This is a genomic window from Cupriavidus sp. C2SS-8b, from assembly GCF_057073745.1.
The window spans coordinates 3,278,223-3,292,044 of record NZ_CP172716.1 but is presented as its reverse complement, the minus strand read 5'-3'; the positions used below and the strand labels follow the sequence as shown (position 1 = coordinate 3,292,044).

Annotated in this window: 16 protein-coding genes; 15 read left to right on the top strand and 1 reads right to left on the bottom strand. The window is 65.9% G+C overall.

The window, feature by feature from the left end; all coding sequences use genetic code 11:
• Positions 1 to 62 precede the first annotated feature (62 nt).
• Positions 63 to 596, bottom strand: a complete 534-nt coding sequence (locus ACIGJB_RS15265) for a GNAT family N-acetyltransferase (protein WP_483730569.1) — start codon at positions 594 to 596, stop codon at positions 63 to 65.
• Positions 597 to 807: 211 nt separating this feature from the next.
• Here ACIGJB_RS15265 and ACIGJB_RS15260 point away from each other — a divergent pair, with 211 nt between their 5' ends.
• The 15 genes from ACIGJB_RS15260 (at position 808) to hisB (ending at position 13,755) form a co-directional block, all read left to right on the top strand.
• A complete protein-coding gene (locus ACIGJB_RS15260; RefSeq protein ID WP_483730568.1) occupies positions 808 to 1,893 on the top strand; it encodes a Bug family tripartite tricarboxylate transporter substrate binding protein in 1,086 nt (361 codons plus the stop codon).
• Positions 1,894 to 1,989: 96 nt separating this feature from the next.
• On the top strand, positions 1,990 to 2,811 hold the full coding sequence (locus ACIGJB_RS15255; RefSeq protein ID WP_483730567.1) for an ABC transporter ATP-binding protein: 822 nt from the start codon (positions 1,990 to 1,992) through the stop codon (positions 2,809 to 2,811).
• Positions 2,808 to 3,584: a lipid asymmetry maintenance ABC transporter permease subunit MlaE gene (gene mlaE, locus ACIGJB_RS15250; RefSeq protein ID WP_483730566.1), complete on the top strand. Its 777-nt coding sequence runs from the start codon at positions 2,808 to 2,810 to the stop codon at positions 3,582 to 3,584. Before ACIGJB_RS15255 ends, mlaE begins: the two co-directional genes overlap by 4 nt.
• Before the next feature lie 52 nt (positions 3,585 to 3,636).
• Entirely contained in the window at positions 3,637 to 4,158 is a 522-nt protein-coding gene (gene mlaD / locus ACIGJB_RS15245; protein WP_483730565.1) for an outer membrane lipid asymmetry maintenance protein MlaD, read from the top strand.
• Positions 4,155 to 5,066: an MlaA family lipoprotein gene (locus ACIGJB_RS15240; protein ID WP_483730564.1), complete on the top strand. Its 912-nt coding sequence runs from the start codon at positions 4,155 to 4,157 to the stop codon at positions 5,064 to 5,066. Before mlaD ends, ACIGJB_RS15240 begins: the two co-directional genes overlap by 4 nt.
• A 199-nt stretch (positions 5,067 to 5,265) precedes the next feature.
• The gene (locus tag ACIGJB_RS15235) at positions 5,266 to 5,895 is read left to right on the top strand and encodes an MlaC/ttg2D family ABC transporter substrate-binding protein (RefSeq protein WP_483730563.1); all 630 of its coding nucleotides are present in this window, start codon (positions 5,266 to 5,268) and stop codon (positions 5,893 to 5,895) included.
• Positions 5,896 to 6,032: 137 nt separating this feature from the next.
• The gene (locus ACIGJB_RS15230; RefSeq protein WP_483732347.1) at positions 6,033 to 6,317 is read left to right on the top strand and encodes an STAS domain-containing protein; all 285 of its coding nucleotides are present in this window, start codon (positions 6,033 to 6,035) and stop codon (positions 6,315 to 6,317) included.
• A gap of 245 nt (positions 6,318 to 6,562) precedes the next feature.
• Entirely contained in the window at positions 6,563 to 7,513 is a 951-nt protein-coding gene (locus tag ACIGJB_RS15225) for an ABC transporter ATP-binding protein (RefSeq protein ID WP_211949882.1), read from the top strand.
• Entirely contained in the window at positions 7,510 to 8,331 is an 822-nt protein-coding gene (locus tag ACIGJB_RS15220) for an ABC transporter permease (protein ID WP_483730562.1), read from the top strand. Before ACIGJB_RS15225 ends, ACIGJB_RS15220 begins: the two co-directional genes overlap by 4 nt.
• Before the next feature lie 33 nt (positions 8,332 to 8,364).
• Positions 8,365 to 8,613: a BolA family protein gene (locus ACIGJB_RS15215; RefSeq protein ID WP_483730561.1), complete on the top strand. Its 249-nt coding sequence runs from the start codon at positions 8,365 to 8,367 to the stop codon at positions 8,611 to 8,613.
• Positions 8,614 to 8,717: 104 nt separating this feature from the next.
• Entirely contained in the window at positions 8,718 to 9,968 is a 1,251-nt protein-coding gene (gene murA / locus ACIGJB_RS15210; protein ID WP_483730560.1) for a UDP-N-acetylglucosamine 1-carboxyvinyltransferase, read from the top strand.
• An 8-nt stretch (positions 9,969 to 9,976) separates the two neighbouring features.
• Positions 9,977 to 10,651 (top strand): ATP phosphoribosyltransferase, encoded by a 675-nt coding sequence (gene hisG, locus ACIGJB_RS15205; RefSeq protein ID WP_483730559.1) that lies wholly within the window; start codon positions 9,977 to 9,979, stop codon positions 10,649 to 10,651.
• A gap of 28 nt (positions 10,652 to 10,679) precedes the next feature.
• On the top strand, positions 10,680 to 12,017 hold the full coding sequence (gene hisD, locus ACIGJB_RS15200) for a histidinol dehydrogenase (protein WP_483730558.1): 1,338 nt from the start codon (positions 10,680 to 10,682) through the stop codon (positions 12,015 to 12,017).
• Between the two features lie 45 nt (positions 12,018 to 12,062).
• Complete coding sequence (gene hisC, locus ACIGJB_RS15195; protein WP_483730557.1) at positions 12,063 to 13,163, top strand: histidinol-phosphate transaminase; 1,101 nt, start codon at positions 12,063 to 12,065, stop codon at positions 13,161 to 13,163.
• A gap of 4 nt (positions 13,164 to 13,167) precedes the next feature.
• Positions 13,168 to 13,755 carry an imidazoleglycerol-phosphate dehydratase HisB gene (hisB, locus tag ACIGJB_RS15190; protein ID WP_483730556.1) on the top strand — a complete coding sequence of 196 codons (588 nt, stop codon included), beginning with the start codon at positions 13,168 to 13,170 and terminating at the stop codon, positions 13,753 to 13,755.
• Positions 13,756 to 13,822 lie beyond the last annotated feature (67 nt).

The window sequence follows — 13,822 nt, the reverse complement described above, 5'->3', positions numbered from 1 at the left end:
GCGACGGACGAAAAACCCGCCTGTGCGAGCCAGGCGGGTTTTTTCTTTTTCCGTCGGAGGTATCAGGCGTCCAGTGCGCGTTCCATGATCAGCGCACCCGGACCATAGCAGGCGAGCTTGCCGGCATGCACGGCGGCCTCTTGGGCTGCCATCGGCGCGTACCCAAGCCTGCGCCACCAGTCTGCCGCAGCCTGCACCGCGATCAGCCGCGAATGCCGCAGACCTGCTTCCAATGCAGCCTGCAAGGCCGCCTCATGGAGCCTTGGCGCGAGGCCGCTTCCGCGTCCTGCCGGTGCCACGGCCATGTCGTGGACAAACCAGGTCATGGCCGGGCCCGGCCGGTCGTCCGTGGATGGCTCCAGGATGCCGTCGAGCGGCGGCAGGCTGCCCCGTGGCCAAGGGTGGGTGAAAAGGTAGCCCGCCAGGGCCTGATCGCCGCTGGAAATCGCCACCATGCAGGTCTCTGGAGAGAGCGTTAATCGACTGGCGAGGGCCTCAATGCCCTCGAGCAGGTTGGCGGGATAGCACTGCGCCTGGATCTCGAGCACGCCATCCAGGTCTGCGGCGGTCATGCGCCGCACAAGAAAATCTGACATCGCGCCATTGTAGGTGTTTGCGTAAAGATGCCAGACGTTCCTCTAGGCTCCCAATCAATTACAGGGTTCTCCCGCGCTATGGTTTACGTGCCTGTGTCCTCCCGGAGGTTGTTCGTACAATTTACAAAAACAATAATCGGAAACCGCCTCGGATCCTTTTTCCGCCGACCCGTATGCGGTCCTGCTCAGCGGGACGCGCCGGAGAAAATTGATGTCCGAAGTACGCACTTTGTCGCGGCTTTGGCGAGGTAAAGCGAAGTTGGTGCTTCCTGCTGCCATCCGGAATGCTGCAGTGGCGTGGTTTGGGGTGTTGACCGCCTTGCTGGCGGCTGGGACGCCTTTTGCCGCGCAGGCCGTATCGACGGCCACCGCCTCGGCGCCGACCGCTATGGCGCGGACGATGTCGTTTCCGGCGCGGCCGGTGCGACTGATCGTCCCGTTTCCCGCGGGCGGCGTGGCCGATGCCATCGCGCGCCTGCTTGCCGAGCGGCTCTCGGCCCGGCTCGGTGTTCCTGTGGATGTGGACAACCGGCCCGGCGCGGCCGGTACCACGGCCGGCGATGTCGTGGCCAAGTCGAGTTCGGACGGGCACACCTTGCTATTCCACCAGGCCAACATGCTGATCCAGCCCGGACTGGAGCCAGTGCCGTATGACGTGGTGCGCGATTTCACGCCGGTCGCCCGCGTGGCCACCACGCCGCTCTTCCTGGTCATCGACGGCCGCTTGCCGATGCGCACGCCGGAACAATGGGCGGTCGCGGTCAGGTCGAATCCCGGCTCGTACAGCTACGGATACGGCCAGCCGGGCAGCCCGTCCCACCTGTATGCGGAATACGCCGTGCGCGGCATCCGCAACGGCGTGCCGCTCGTGACGGCCAAGGGCGAGGGGGCGGTCGTGCAGGAGATGCTGGCCGGCCGGATCAGTGCGTGCTTCTGTTCCTATGCGGCCGTGCAGAGCCATGTCCGCAGTGGCGCCCTGCGCATGATCGGCGTGACCGGCGTATCGCGCTCGCCGCTGGCGCCGCTGGTGCCGACGCTGCAGGAATCCGGCCTGGAGGGCTATGCCGCCGCGGCCTGGTTCGGCGTGCTGGCACCGGCCAAGACGCCGCGCGCGATCGTCGCGCGGCTGGCGGTTGAGCTGGACGAGGTGATGGCGGAGCGGGAAGTCCGCGCGCGCCTGGTTGCTGCGGGCCTGACGCCGCAGCGCGATTCGCCCGAGGCGTTCGCCACCGCGATCCGCTCGGAGTCGATCCAGTGGCAGGTCATCCTGCGCGATGCCGCCCAGGGGGAGCCATAACGCTCCGGCAGCGTTCGATGTGGCGGCGGGCCCACGGCGACCTGCAGGCCTAGGTAGTAGCCCTTATAATGGCCGACTGCCCGGAACGCTGCCAACGTGACTGATTCAACCCACAATCTCGTCGAACTCAACGCGGTAGATTTTGCCTACTCGCCGGATGCCAAGCCGATCCTGACCGGCCTGACCATGCAATTCCCGCGTGGCAAGGTGATCGCGGTGATGGGTGGATCCGGCTGCGGCAAGACTACCGTCCTGCGCCTGATCGGCGGCCAGGTACGGCCGCAATCCGGTGCGGTGAAGTTCGACGGCGCCGACATCCATGCGCTGGATGTGAAGGGGCTGTACGCCGTGCGGCGCCAGATGGGGATGCTGTTCCAGTTCGGCGCGCTGTTTACGGACCTGTCGGTGTTCGATAATGTGGCTTTCCCGCTGCGCGAGCACACGGACCTGCCCGAATCGATGATCCGCGACCTGGTGCTGATGAAGCTCAATGCGGTGGGCCTGCGCGGCGCGCGCGACCTGATGCCGTCGCAGATTTCCGGCGGCATGGCGCGCCGGGTGGCCCTGGCCCGGGCCATCGCGCTGGATCCGACACTGCTGATGTACGACGAGCCCTTTGCCGGGCTCGATCCGATTTCCCTGGGACTGACCGCGCGGCTGATTCGCAGCCTCAACGACGCGCTGGGCGCGACCACGATCATCGTCTCGCACGACGTGCACGAGACCTTCCAGATCGCCGACTACGTGTACTTCATTGCCAACGGCCGCATTGCCGCGCATGGCGAGCCGGAGACTCTGCGCGCCTCGACGGATCCGTTCGTGCGCCAGTTCGTCCACGCCGAAGCCGACGGCCCGGTGCCGTTCCATTATCCCGGCCCCACGCTGGCCGAAGACTTTGCCGGCGGAGGTGTGCGGTGACGGACTTTCTGACGTCAATCGGCGCCGCGGTCCGGCTGGGCGTCACCGGCCTTGGCCGCGCCACGCGGATGTTCTTCGCGGTGCTGGGCCTGTCGCCCGCGCTGCTGCGGCGATTCCGCCTGGTGTCCGACCAGATCTTCTTCGTCGGCAACCTGTCGCTGGTGATCATTGCCGTATCCGGCCTGTTCGTGGGTTTCGTGCTGGGCCTGCAGGGCTACTACACGCTGAACCGCTACGGGTCGGAGCAGGCGCTTGGGCTGCTGGTGGCGCTGTCGCTCGTGCGCGAACTGGGTCCGGTGGTCACCGCGCTGCTGTTTGCCGGCCGCGCCGGTACCTCGCTGACCGCCGAGATTGGCCTGATGAAGGCCGGCGAACAGCTCACGGCGATGGAGATGATGGCCGTTAACCCGTTGCAGCGCGTGATTGCCCCGCGCTTCTGGGCGGGCGTGGTGGCCATGCCGGTGCTGGCTGCAATCTTCAGCGCCGTCGGCATCCTGGGCGGCTACCTCGTCGGCGTGCAGCTGATCGGCGTGGACGCCGGCGCGTTCTGGTCGCAGATGCAGGGTGGCGTGGACGTGCGTGCCGACGTGCTCAACGGCGTGATCAAGAGCTTTGTTTTCGGCATTGCCGTGACGTTTATTGCCCTGTACCAGGGGTTCGAGGCCAAGCCTACGCCGGAAGGCGTATCGCGCGCCACGACCCGTACCGTGGTGATGGCGTCGCTGGCCGTGCTGGGGCTGGATTTCCTGCTGACCGCGCTGATGTTCAGCTGATGAACGACGGCAACGGGGCAACTGACAGGACAACGGGTAGAAAGAGATCCCAATGAAAAAAAATGCACTCGATTTCTGGGTGGGGTTGTTTGTGGTGGCGGGCTTCGTTGCCCTGCTGTTCCTCGCCCTGAAGGCTGGCAACATGAGCGCCTTCACGTTCCAGGAAACCTACGCGGTCGAAGCGCGCTTCGACAATATCGGCGGGCTCAAGCCGCGTGCACCGGTCAAGAGCGCCGGCGTGGTGGTGGGGCGCGTGGCCGCGATCCGGTTCGACGACAAGACCTACCAGGCGACCGTGGTCATGAACCTGGAGAAGCCGTACCAGTTTCCCAAGGACACCTCGGCCAAGATCCTGACCTCGGGGTTGCTGGGCGAGCAATACATCGGCCTGGAGGCGGGCGGCGATACGGCCATGCTGGCGCAGGGTTCGCGCATCACCATGACGCAATCGGCGGTGGTGCTGGAGAACCTGATCGGCCAGTTCCTCTATAACAAGGCGGCCGATGCCGGCGCCGGCGGGGGCAGCAGTGGCGGCGCGGCGAGCGCACCGGCCCTTGGCGGAGCCGCCAAATGACCGCCTCCGCCAGTACACCAGGACCCAGGCGCGCCGCGCTGGCTTTCGCGGCCAGCGCGCTGATGCTGCTGGCCGGTTGCGCCACGGGCCCGACCGCCAACCCGAAGGATCCGATCGAACCGTTCAACCGCGAGGTCTCGCGCATCAACGAGGACTTCGACAAGGGCGTGCTCAAGCCCATTGCCCAGCTTTACTCGGACTACATCCCGTCGCCGGTCCAGACTGCGGTCGACAATTTCTTTTCGAACGTCAGCGATGTCTATTCGGCGGTCAACAACCTGCTGCAGGGCAAGCCCACGCGCGCCGCTGAAGACACCATGCGGGTCGCGATCAACACCGTGCTGGGTATCGGCGGCCTGATCGATATCGCCACCCCGGGCGGCCTGCCCAAGTACAAGGAAGACTTTGGCCAGACGCTGGGCGTCTGGGGCGTGCCCGCGGGGCCGTACCTGGTGCTGCCGCTGTTCGGGCCGAGCACTGTGCGCGACACGGCCGGCATGCTGGTGGACCGGCAGATCGACCCGTCGGCCTATTTCTACCCGGTCTCGCTGCGTAATTCGCTGGTCGGGGTACGTATCGTGGCGGGCCGCGCACAGTTGCTGGGCGCGACCAACCTGCTCGAGCAGGCCGCGCTGGATAAGTACGCGTTCATGCGCGATGCGTACCTGCAGCGGCGCGAGTACCTGATCTACGACGGCAATCCTCCGAGCCGCGAGGATGACGAATCCGAGAGCGACGGCGCGGCAGCCCCTCAGTCGCCGGCACCTCAGCCGTCGGCGCACGAGCCGTCCCAGCCACCCGCCCCACCCGCCGAGGGAGCAACGCAGCCCGAGGGCCAGAACCTGCCCGTGCCGCCGGCGTCGCCGATACAGCGCTTTGTCCCGGGCGGCGGCTTGCGCATCCGCTGACCGCATGCACGCTCACCGACGCTGTGAATGCGCTGTGAGCACTGAAACAAATTGTTTTGAAGTGGCGCCGGATGCCCTGGTGCCAAAAACTCGCTGCGCCGGACTATGTTCCAATGTGCGCAAGGTCCTGGATTGCGGACGGTCAGAAATGACGGTCGATTCCGGGCAGCGAACGAATCTGACTGAGAAGGAAAATTTCATGATCAAGCGACTGTTGCTCCCCTTCCTCGCTGTAGCCGCCTTTGCCGGCGCCGCCCACGCGCAGGTTCCGGCGCAGGATGCCGCCAGCCCCGAAGCGCTCGTCAAGGCCGTCGTCAATGACGTGATGACGAGCGTCAAGAGCGATAAGGACATGCAGGGCGGCAATATTGCCAAGATCTCCGCGCTGGTCGAGCAGAAGATCCTGCCGAACGCGAACTTCCAGAAGACCACGCAGATCGCCATGGGCCGCAACTGGTCGAAGGCCACGCCCGAGCAGCAGAAGGTGATTACCGACGAGTTCAAGACGCTGCTGATCCGCACCTATGCCGGCGCCATTGCGCAGATCCGCGACCAGACCGTGCAGTACAAGCCGTATCGCGGGTCGCCGGACGACACCGATGCGACCATCCGCACCCAGGTGATCAACAAGGGCGAGCCGATCCAGCTGGACTACCGCCTCGAGAAGACCGCGCAGGGCTGGAAGGTCTATGACATCAACGTGCTGGGCGCGTGGCTGACCGAAGCCTACAAGGGCAGCTTCAACACCATCGTCGGCCAGCAGGGCGTGGATGGCGTGATCAAGACGCTGCAGGACCGCAACCGCCAGCTGGCTAACGCCAAGAGCTGATACCCCGGGTGTCGCTGCATCGCAGCACGCACCCCCGAAACTGCTCTACAATAGCCCGCACGCACATAGGCTCCCGCTTGAAGCGGGAGCTTGTGTTTTCCAGAACGCCGCTGGCTTCGCTCGAACCAACCTCCACCATGCTCTCGCTTGGCACCTCGCTGACCAACCAGAACGCCGCCGCCGTGCTGCGTGATGGCCTGTCGCGCGTGGCGCAAGGCGAAACGCAGGTAGACTGCGCCGCGCTGGCGCAGGTGGATTCGTCCGCCGTGGCCGTGCTGCTGGCCTGGCAACGCGCCGCCGCTGCGCGCCAGGGCAAGCTGTCGCTGCAGGGCGTTCCGCCGCAACTTGCCGAGCTGGCTTCGCTGTACGGTGTCGACGGTCTGCTGGGCCTGGCGCCGCAAGCGGCTTCGCATCGACATTGAACCGGCATCCCTGACCACGCGCCTCGGCCGTGGTTATCCGGATGCCCCGGCCGCCGCCTGAAACGGTGGCCGCGCCCCAAGCGGGAGTCTCCCCGCATCCCCTATAATTCCGGGTTGTTCGCCCATTCCCCCGCAGCCCCGCAACACGTCGGGGCCGGTTCAGGGTAGCCCGGGCACCAGTGCTCCAGGTTGGTCCCCATTTCCAGACGGTTGGTCCCAGGCGGGCCAGCTCCAGACATTCGGCCATGAAAGCCATCGAACTCACCGACGTTCGCAAGCGCTACAGCAACCTGCAGGCGCTCAAGGGCGTCAGCTTCACCGTCGAGCGCGGCGAATTCTTCGGGCTGCTCGGTCCCAACGGTGCCGGCAAGACCACGCTGATCTCCATCCTGGCGGGCCTGAACCGCGCGGACTCGGGCCGCGTCAGTGTGCTCGGGCACGATGTCGTGTCCGATTACCGCATGGCGCGGCGTATGCTCGGCGTGGTGCCGCAGGAACTGGTGTTCGATCCCTTCTTCACCGTGCGCGAGACGCTGCGGCTGCAGTCCGGCTACTTTGGCCTGACGCGCAATGACGACTGGATCGACGAGATCATGGCCAACCTCGATCTCACCAACAAGGCCGATGCCAATATGCGCCAGCTGTCTGGCGGCATGAAGCGGCGCGTGCTGGTGGCGCAGGCGCTGGTGCACCGTCCGCCCGTGATCGTGCTGGACGAACCTACCGCCGGCGTGGACGTGGAGTTGCGCCAGACCCTGTGGAAGTTCATTTCGCGGCTGAACCGCGAAGGGCACACCATCATCCTGACCACGCACTACCTGGAGGAGGCGGAGGCGCTGTGCGACCGCATCGCCATGCTGAAATTCGGCGAGGTCGTGGCGCTGGACCGCACCAGCAACCTGCTGACGCAGTTCGCCGGCCTGCAACTGGTGCTGACGTTCGCGCGCGGCACGCTGCCGGTGGCCCTGGAGCCATTGCGCATGCCGGCCAACCCGGGCGAGCGCGCGGTGCGACTGCGCCTGTCGGGTTATCCGGCTGTGGAACCCATCCTGGCCGCCTGCCGCGAGGCTGGCTGTGAAATCGAAGACATGGAAATCAACAAGGCCGATCTCGAAGACGTATTTGTCCAGATTATGCGGCGCGAGGGCCACATGCCCGGCGCCTTGCCCGACCAGGCCATGGAGGCCGCGGCATGAAGCAGCCTGGCGATATCGAAGTGCTCGACAGTACAAGGCTCGCGCCGATGTCCGTCGGCGGGCTGGTCGGTTTCCGGACCCTGCTCTACAAGGAAGTGCTGCGCTTCTGGAAGGTCAGCTTCCAGACCGTGGCCGCGCCCGTGCTCACGGCGGTGCTGTACCTGCTGATCTTTGGCCACGTGCTGGAAAACCGCGTCAAGGTCTATGACCAGATCAGCTACACCGCCTTCCTGGTGCCGGGCCTGGTGATGATGAGCGTGCTGCAGAACGCCTTCGCCAACAGCTCGTCGTCGCTGATCCAGTCCAAGATCACCGGCAACCTGGTGTTCGTGCTGCTGCCGCCGCTATCGCACTGGGACATGTTCGGCGCCTATGTGGTGGCATCGGTCATCCGCGGGCTGACGGTGGGCCTGGGCGTGCTGCTGGTGACCGCGTGGTTCGCCAACCTGCATTTCGCCAATGTCGGCTGGATCCTGGTGTTCGCGCTGCTTGGCGCGGGCATCCTCGGCACGCTGGGGTTGATCGCCGGTATCTGGGCCGAGAAATTCGACCAACTGGCCGCTTTTCAGAATTTCCTGATCATGCCCGCGACGTTCCTGTCGGGCGTGTTCTATTCCATCCATTCGCTGCCGGCCTTCTGGCAGGCGGTTTCCCATGCCAACCCGTTCTTCTACATGATCGACGGCTTCCGCTATGGCTTCTTCGGCGTCTCGGACGTGTCGCCGCTGTTCAGCCTGGCGGTGGTCGGCGCGGCCTTCGTGCTGCTCGCGACGCTGGCGCTGCGCCTGCTGAAGTCGGGTTTCAAGCTGCGCCACTGAAAACGCGGCCCTCCACACAGAAGAGAAGACATCATGCTGCCTACTCCGGAACAAGTCAGGGATTACATTGCCCAAGGTTTGCCCTGCGAACATCTGGAAGTCGAAGGTGACGGCCAGCACTTCTTTGCCACCATCGTCAGCAACGAATTCGATGGCAAGCGCCTGATCCAGCGTCACCAGCGCGTGTACGCCGCACTTGGCGACCGCATGCGTGCCGAGATCCATGCGCTGTCGATGAAGACGCTGACGCCGGCCGAATGGCAGGCGGGCGCCGGCAAATAAGCGGCCGGGGACGGTTTCACCGATTCGGGCTGCGTGCTATGCATGCGGCCCTCGCGATAACGACGCCGGGCGTGCTCACCCCGTCCGGCTGCAACTGACAGAACATGGACAAATTCCAGATCCAGGGCAATGGCCCGCTCAAAGGCGAGATCCGTGTTTCCGGCGCCAAGAACGCCGCGCTGCCGATCCTCTGCGCCGGCCTGCTGACGGCCGACACCGTCACGATCGACAACGTGCCGAACCTGCAGGACACGCGCACCATGCTCAAGCTGCTGCGGCAGATGGGCATGCATGCCGAGATGACCGGCGCCACGGCTACGCTGGCAGGCGCGGACATCAATTCGCCCGAGGCGCCGTATGAGCTGGTGAAGACCATGCGCGCGTCGATCCTGGTGCTCGGCCCGCTGGTCGCGCGCTTTGGCGAGGCCCGCGTCTCGCTGCCCGGCGGATGCGGCATCGGCGCGCGTCCGGTGGACCAGCACATCAAGGGCCTGCAGGCCATGGGTGCCGAGATCAATATCGAGCACGGCTTTATCCATGCCCGCGCGAGCCGCCTGAAGGGCGCCCGCGTGGTGACGGACATGATCACCGTGACCGGCACCGAAAACCTGCTGATGGCCGCGACCCTCGCCGACGGCGAGACGGTGCTGGAAAACGCCGCGCGCGAACCCGAGGTGACCGACCTTGCCGAGCTGCTCGTCAAGATGGGCGCGAAGATCGACGGCATCGGCACCGACCGGCTGATCGTGCAAGGCGTCGACAAGCTGCATGGCGCCAAGCACTCGGTGGTTGCCGACCGCATCGAGGCCGGCACCTTCCTGTGCGCGGCCGCGGCCACGCTGGGCGACCTGGTGCTGCGCGACGTTTCGCCGCTGATCCTCGACGCCGTGCTGATCAAGCTGCGCGAGGCCGGCGCCAACGTGGAAACCGGCGACGACTGGATCCGCCTGTCGATGCCGCGCCGCGCGCAGGCCGTGAGCTTCCGCACCTCGGAATACCCGGCGTTCCCGACCGACATGCAGGCGCAGTTCATGGCGCTGAACGCCGTGGCCGAAGGCACCGCACGCATTACCGAGACGATCTTCGAAAACCGCTTCATGCACGTGCAGGAGCTGAATCGCCTGGGCGCCAACATTACGGCGGAAGGCAACACGGCCGTGGTGACGGGCGTTCCGCGCCTGTCCGGCGCCACCGTGATGGCGACCGACCTGCGCGCCTCGGCGAGCCTGGTCATTGCCGGCCTGGTGGCCGACGGCGACACGGTGATCGACCGTATCTACCACCTGGACCGCGGCTACGACCGCATGGAAGACAAGCTGTCGGCGGTTGGCGCCAAGATTCGCCGCATCGCCTGAGGAAACCGATGAGTCCCGCTTTCAACGCTTCGCCCAGCCAGCTCACCCTGGCGCTTTCCAAGGGCCGCATCTTCAAGGAAACGCTGCCGCTGCTTGAAGCCGCCGGCATTCGCGTGACCGAGGATCCGGAGACTTCGCGCAAGCTGATCCTGCCGACCACCGATCCCGCGGTGCGCGTGATCATTGTGCGCGCGTCGGACGTGCCGACCTACGTGCAATACGGCGCCGCCGATTTCGGCGTGGCCGGCAAGGACGTGCTGATGGAGCACGGCATGACCGGCCTGTACGCGCCGATCGACCTGAACATCGCGCGCTGCCGCATGTCGGTGGCGGTGCCCGCCGGGTTTGACTACGCCAAGACCGTGCGCCAGGGCGCGCGGCTGGCGGTGGCGACCAAGTACGTGCAGACCGCGCGCGAGCACTTCGCCAAGAAGGGCGTGCACGTCGACCTGATCAAGCTCTATGGCTCGATGGAACTGGGCCCGCTGGTCGGCCTGTCGGATGCCATCGTCGACCTGGTCAGCACCGGCAATACGCTGCGCGCCAACAACCTGGTGGAAGTCGAAGAGATCGTGCAGATTTCGTCGCGCCTGGTGGTGAACCAGGCTGCGCTGAAGCTCAAGCGCGAACGGCTGACGCCGATTCTCGACGCGTTCGAGAAGGCATCGGCGGCGCTGGCCTGAGGCCCGCGCCCCAGAGAGGAATGGAGTCATGAACGCAACCGAAATGGACAACGTGTCGATCCGCCGGCTCGACTCCGCGGAGCCTGGCTTTGCCAAGGCGCTGCGCGAGGTGCTGGCCTTCGAGGCGGGCGAGGACGAGGCCATCGACCGCGCCGCGGCGCAGATCCTGGCCGACGTGAAGGATCGCGGCGACGCCGCCGTGCTGGAGTACACGCAGCGCTTTGACCGCGTCGAGGCCGCGTCGATGGGCGCGCTGGAAGTCTCGCAGAGCGAACTCGAAGCTGCGCTCGAAGACCTGGAGCCCAAGCGCCGCGCCGCGCTCGAAGCCGCCGCCGCGCGTGTGCGCGCCTACCACGAGAAGCAGAAGATCGAGTGCGGCAGCCACAGCTGGGAATACACCGAGGCCGACGGCACCATGCTGGGCCAGAAGGTGACGCCGCTGGACCGCGTGGGCATCTACGTGCCGGGCGGCAAGGCCGCGTATCCGTCGTCGGTGCTGATGAACGCGATTCCGGCGCGCGTGGCCGGCGTCAAGGAAATCATCATGGTCGTGCCCACGCCGGGCGGCGTGCGCAACGAACTGGTGCTGGCTGCCGCGCAGATCGCGGGCGTGGACCGGGTGTTCACGATCGGCGGCGCGCAGGCGGTCGGCGCGCTGGCCTTCGGCACGGCGACGCTGCCGCAGGTCGACAAGATCGTCGGCCCGGGCAACGCCTACGTGGCCGCCGCCAAGCGCCGCGTGTTCGGCACGGTCGGCATCGACATGATCGCGGGCCCGTCGGAAATCCTGGTGATCTGCGACGGCACGACCGATCCGGACTGGGTCGCGATGGACCTGTTCTCGCAGGCCGAGCACGATGAACTCGCGCAATCGATCCTGCTGTGTCCGGACGCCGGCTATATCGCCGAAGTCGAGGCGAGCATCCAGCGCCAACTCGACAGCATGCCGCGCCGCGAGGTGATCGCGGCCTCGATCTCGGGCCGTGGCGCGCTGGTCAAGGTGCGCGACATGGAAGAGGCCTGCGAGATCGCCAATGCGATCGCGCCGGAGCACCTGGAAATCTCCACCGAGAATCCGCGCCAGTGGAGCGAGAAGATCCGCCACGCCGGCGCCATCTTCCTGGGCCGCTATACCAGCGAATCGCTCGGCGATTACTGCGCCGGCCCCAACCACGTGCTGCCGACCTCGCGCACCGCGCGCTTCTCGTCGCCGCTGGGCGTGTACGACTTCCAGAAGCGTTCGAGCCTGATCGAGGTGAGCGAGGGCGGGGCGCAGATGCTGGGCCAGATCGCCGCCGAACTGGCGTATGGCGAAGGCCTGCAGGCCCATGCCCGCAGCGCCGAATATCGTTTCAAGCGTAGTTGAACCCATTGCTGCCGCATCGGTGCGGCAGCGCAAACAGGAGCATCCATGTCAGTCGTAGACCCTTCCCTGATCGAGCGAATCATCCGTGATGACGTGCGCGCCATGGGCGCCTACCACGTGCCGGATTCGCATGGTCTGGTGAAGCTCGATGCCATGGAGAACCCGTACCGCCTGCCGCCCGAGCTGCGCGACCAGCTGGCCGCGCGGCTCGGCGAGGTGGCGCTGAACCGCTACCCGATGCCGAGCAGCGAGGCGCTGCGCGCGAAGCTGAAGGACGTCATGCAGGTGCCCGCCGGCATGGACGTGCTGCTCGGCAACGGTTCGGATGAAATCATCAGCATGCTGGCGCTGGCCGCGGCCCGGCCCGGTGCGAAGGTGATGGCGCCTGTGCCCGGCTTCGTGATGTACGCGATGTCGGCCCAGTTCGCCGGCCTGCAGTTCGTGGGTGTGCCGCTGCGCGCGGACTTCACGCTGGACCGCGAAGCGATGCTGGCCGCCATGGCGGAGCACCAGCCTGCCATCGTCTACCTGGCCTATCCGAACAATCCGACCGGCAACCTGTTCGATGCCGCCGACATGGAGGCCATCGTCCGTGCCGCGCAGGGTCCGGTGTGCCGCAGCCTGGTGGTGGTGGACGAGGCCTACCAGCCGTTCGCGCAGGAAAGCTGGATGCCGCGCCTGACGGAATTCGGCAACCTGCTGGTCATGCGCACGGTCTCAAAGCTGGGCCTGGCCGGTATCCGCCTGGGCTATGTGGCAGGCGCACCACAGTGGCTGGAGCAGCTCGACAAGGTGCGGCCGCCCTATAACGTCAATGTGCTGACCGAAGCGGCGGCGCTGTTCGCGCTCGAGCACGTCGCGGTGCTGGACGAACAGGCCGCGCAACTGCGCGCCGAACGCGCGCGCGTGGCGCAGGGCATGGCTGCCCATGCCGGCGTGACCGTGTTTTCAAGCGCCGCTAATTTCCTCCTTGCACGCGTGCCGGATGCGGCACAGACGTTCGACCGGCTCCTTGCGCGCAAGGTGCTGATCAAGAACGTGAGTAAAATGCACCCATTGCTGGCCAACTGTTTGCGCGTCACGGTCAGCACTCCCGAAGAAAACGCGCAATTTCTTGAGGCATTTGCAGCTTCGCTGCAGGATTAACACCATGCGTGTTGCAGAGGTCACCCGCAATACTTCGGAAACGCAAATCCGCGTTTCCCTGAATCTCGATGGCACCGGCCGCCAGCATCTGGCGTCCGGCGTGCCATTCCTCGACCACATGCTCGACCAGATTGCGCGCCACGGCATGTTCGACCTGGAAGTCGAGGCTACCGGCGATACGCATATCGACGACCACCACACCGTGGAGGACGTCGGCATCACCCTCGGCCAGGCTGTCGCCAAGGCGATCGGCGACAAGAAGGGCATCACGCGCTATGGCCACAGCTATGTGCCGCTGGACGAATGCCTGTCGCGCGTCGTGATCGACTTTTCCGGCCGCCCCGGCCTGGAATTCCACGTGCCGTTCACGCGTGCGCGCGTGGGCAGCTTCGACGTCGACCTCCTCATCGAGTTCTTCCGTGGATTCGTCAACCATGCGGGCGTGACCTTGCATATCGACAACTTGCGGGGCATCAATGCCCACCATCAGTGCGAGACCGTGTTCAAGGCCTTTGGCCGGGCACTGCGCATGGCGGTGGAGCTGGACCCGCGTTCGGCGAACACCATCCCATCGACCAAGGGCACGCTCTGACCGGCTGCTGAACCGAAGGCGTGCCGGCTGGTTGCGGCGCCCGCTGACCGAACTTCGCGAAACTGGG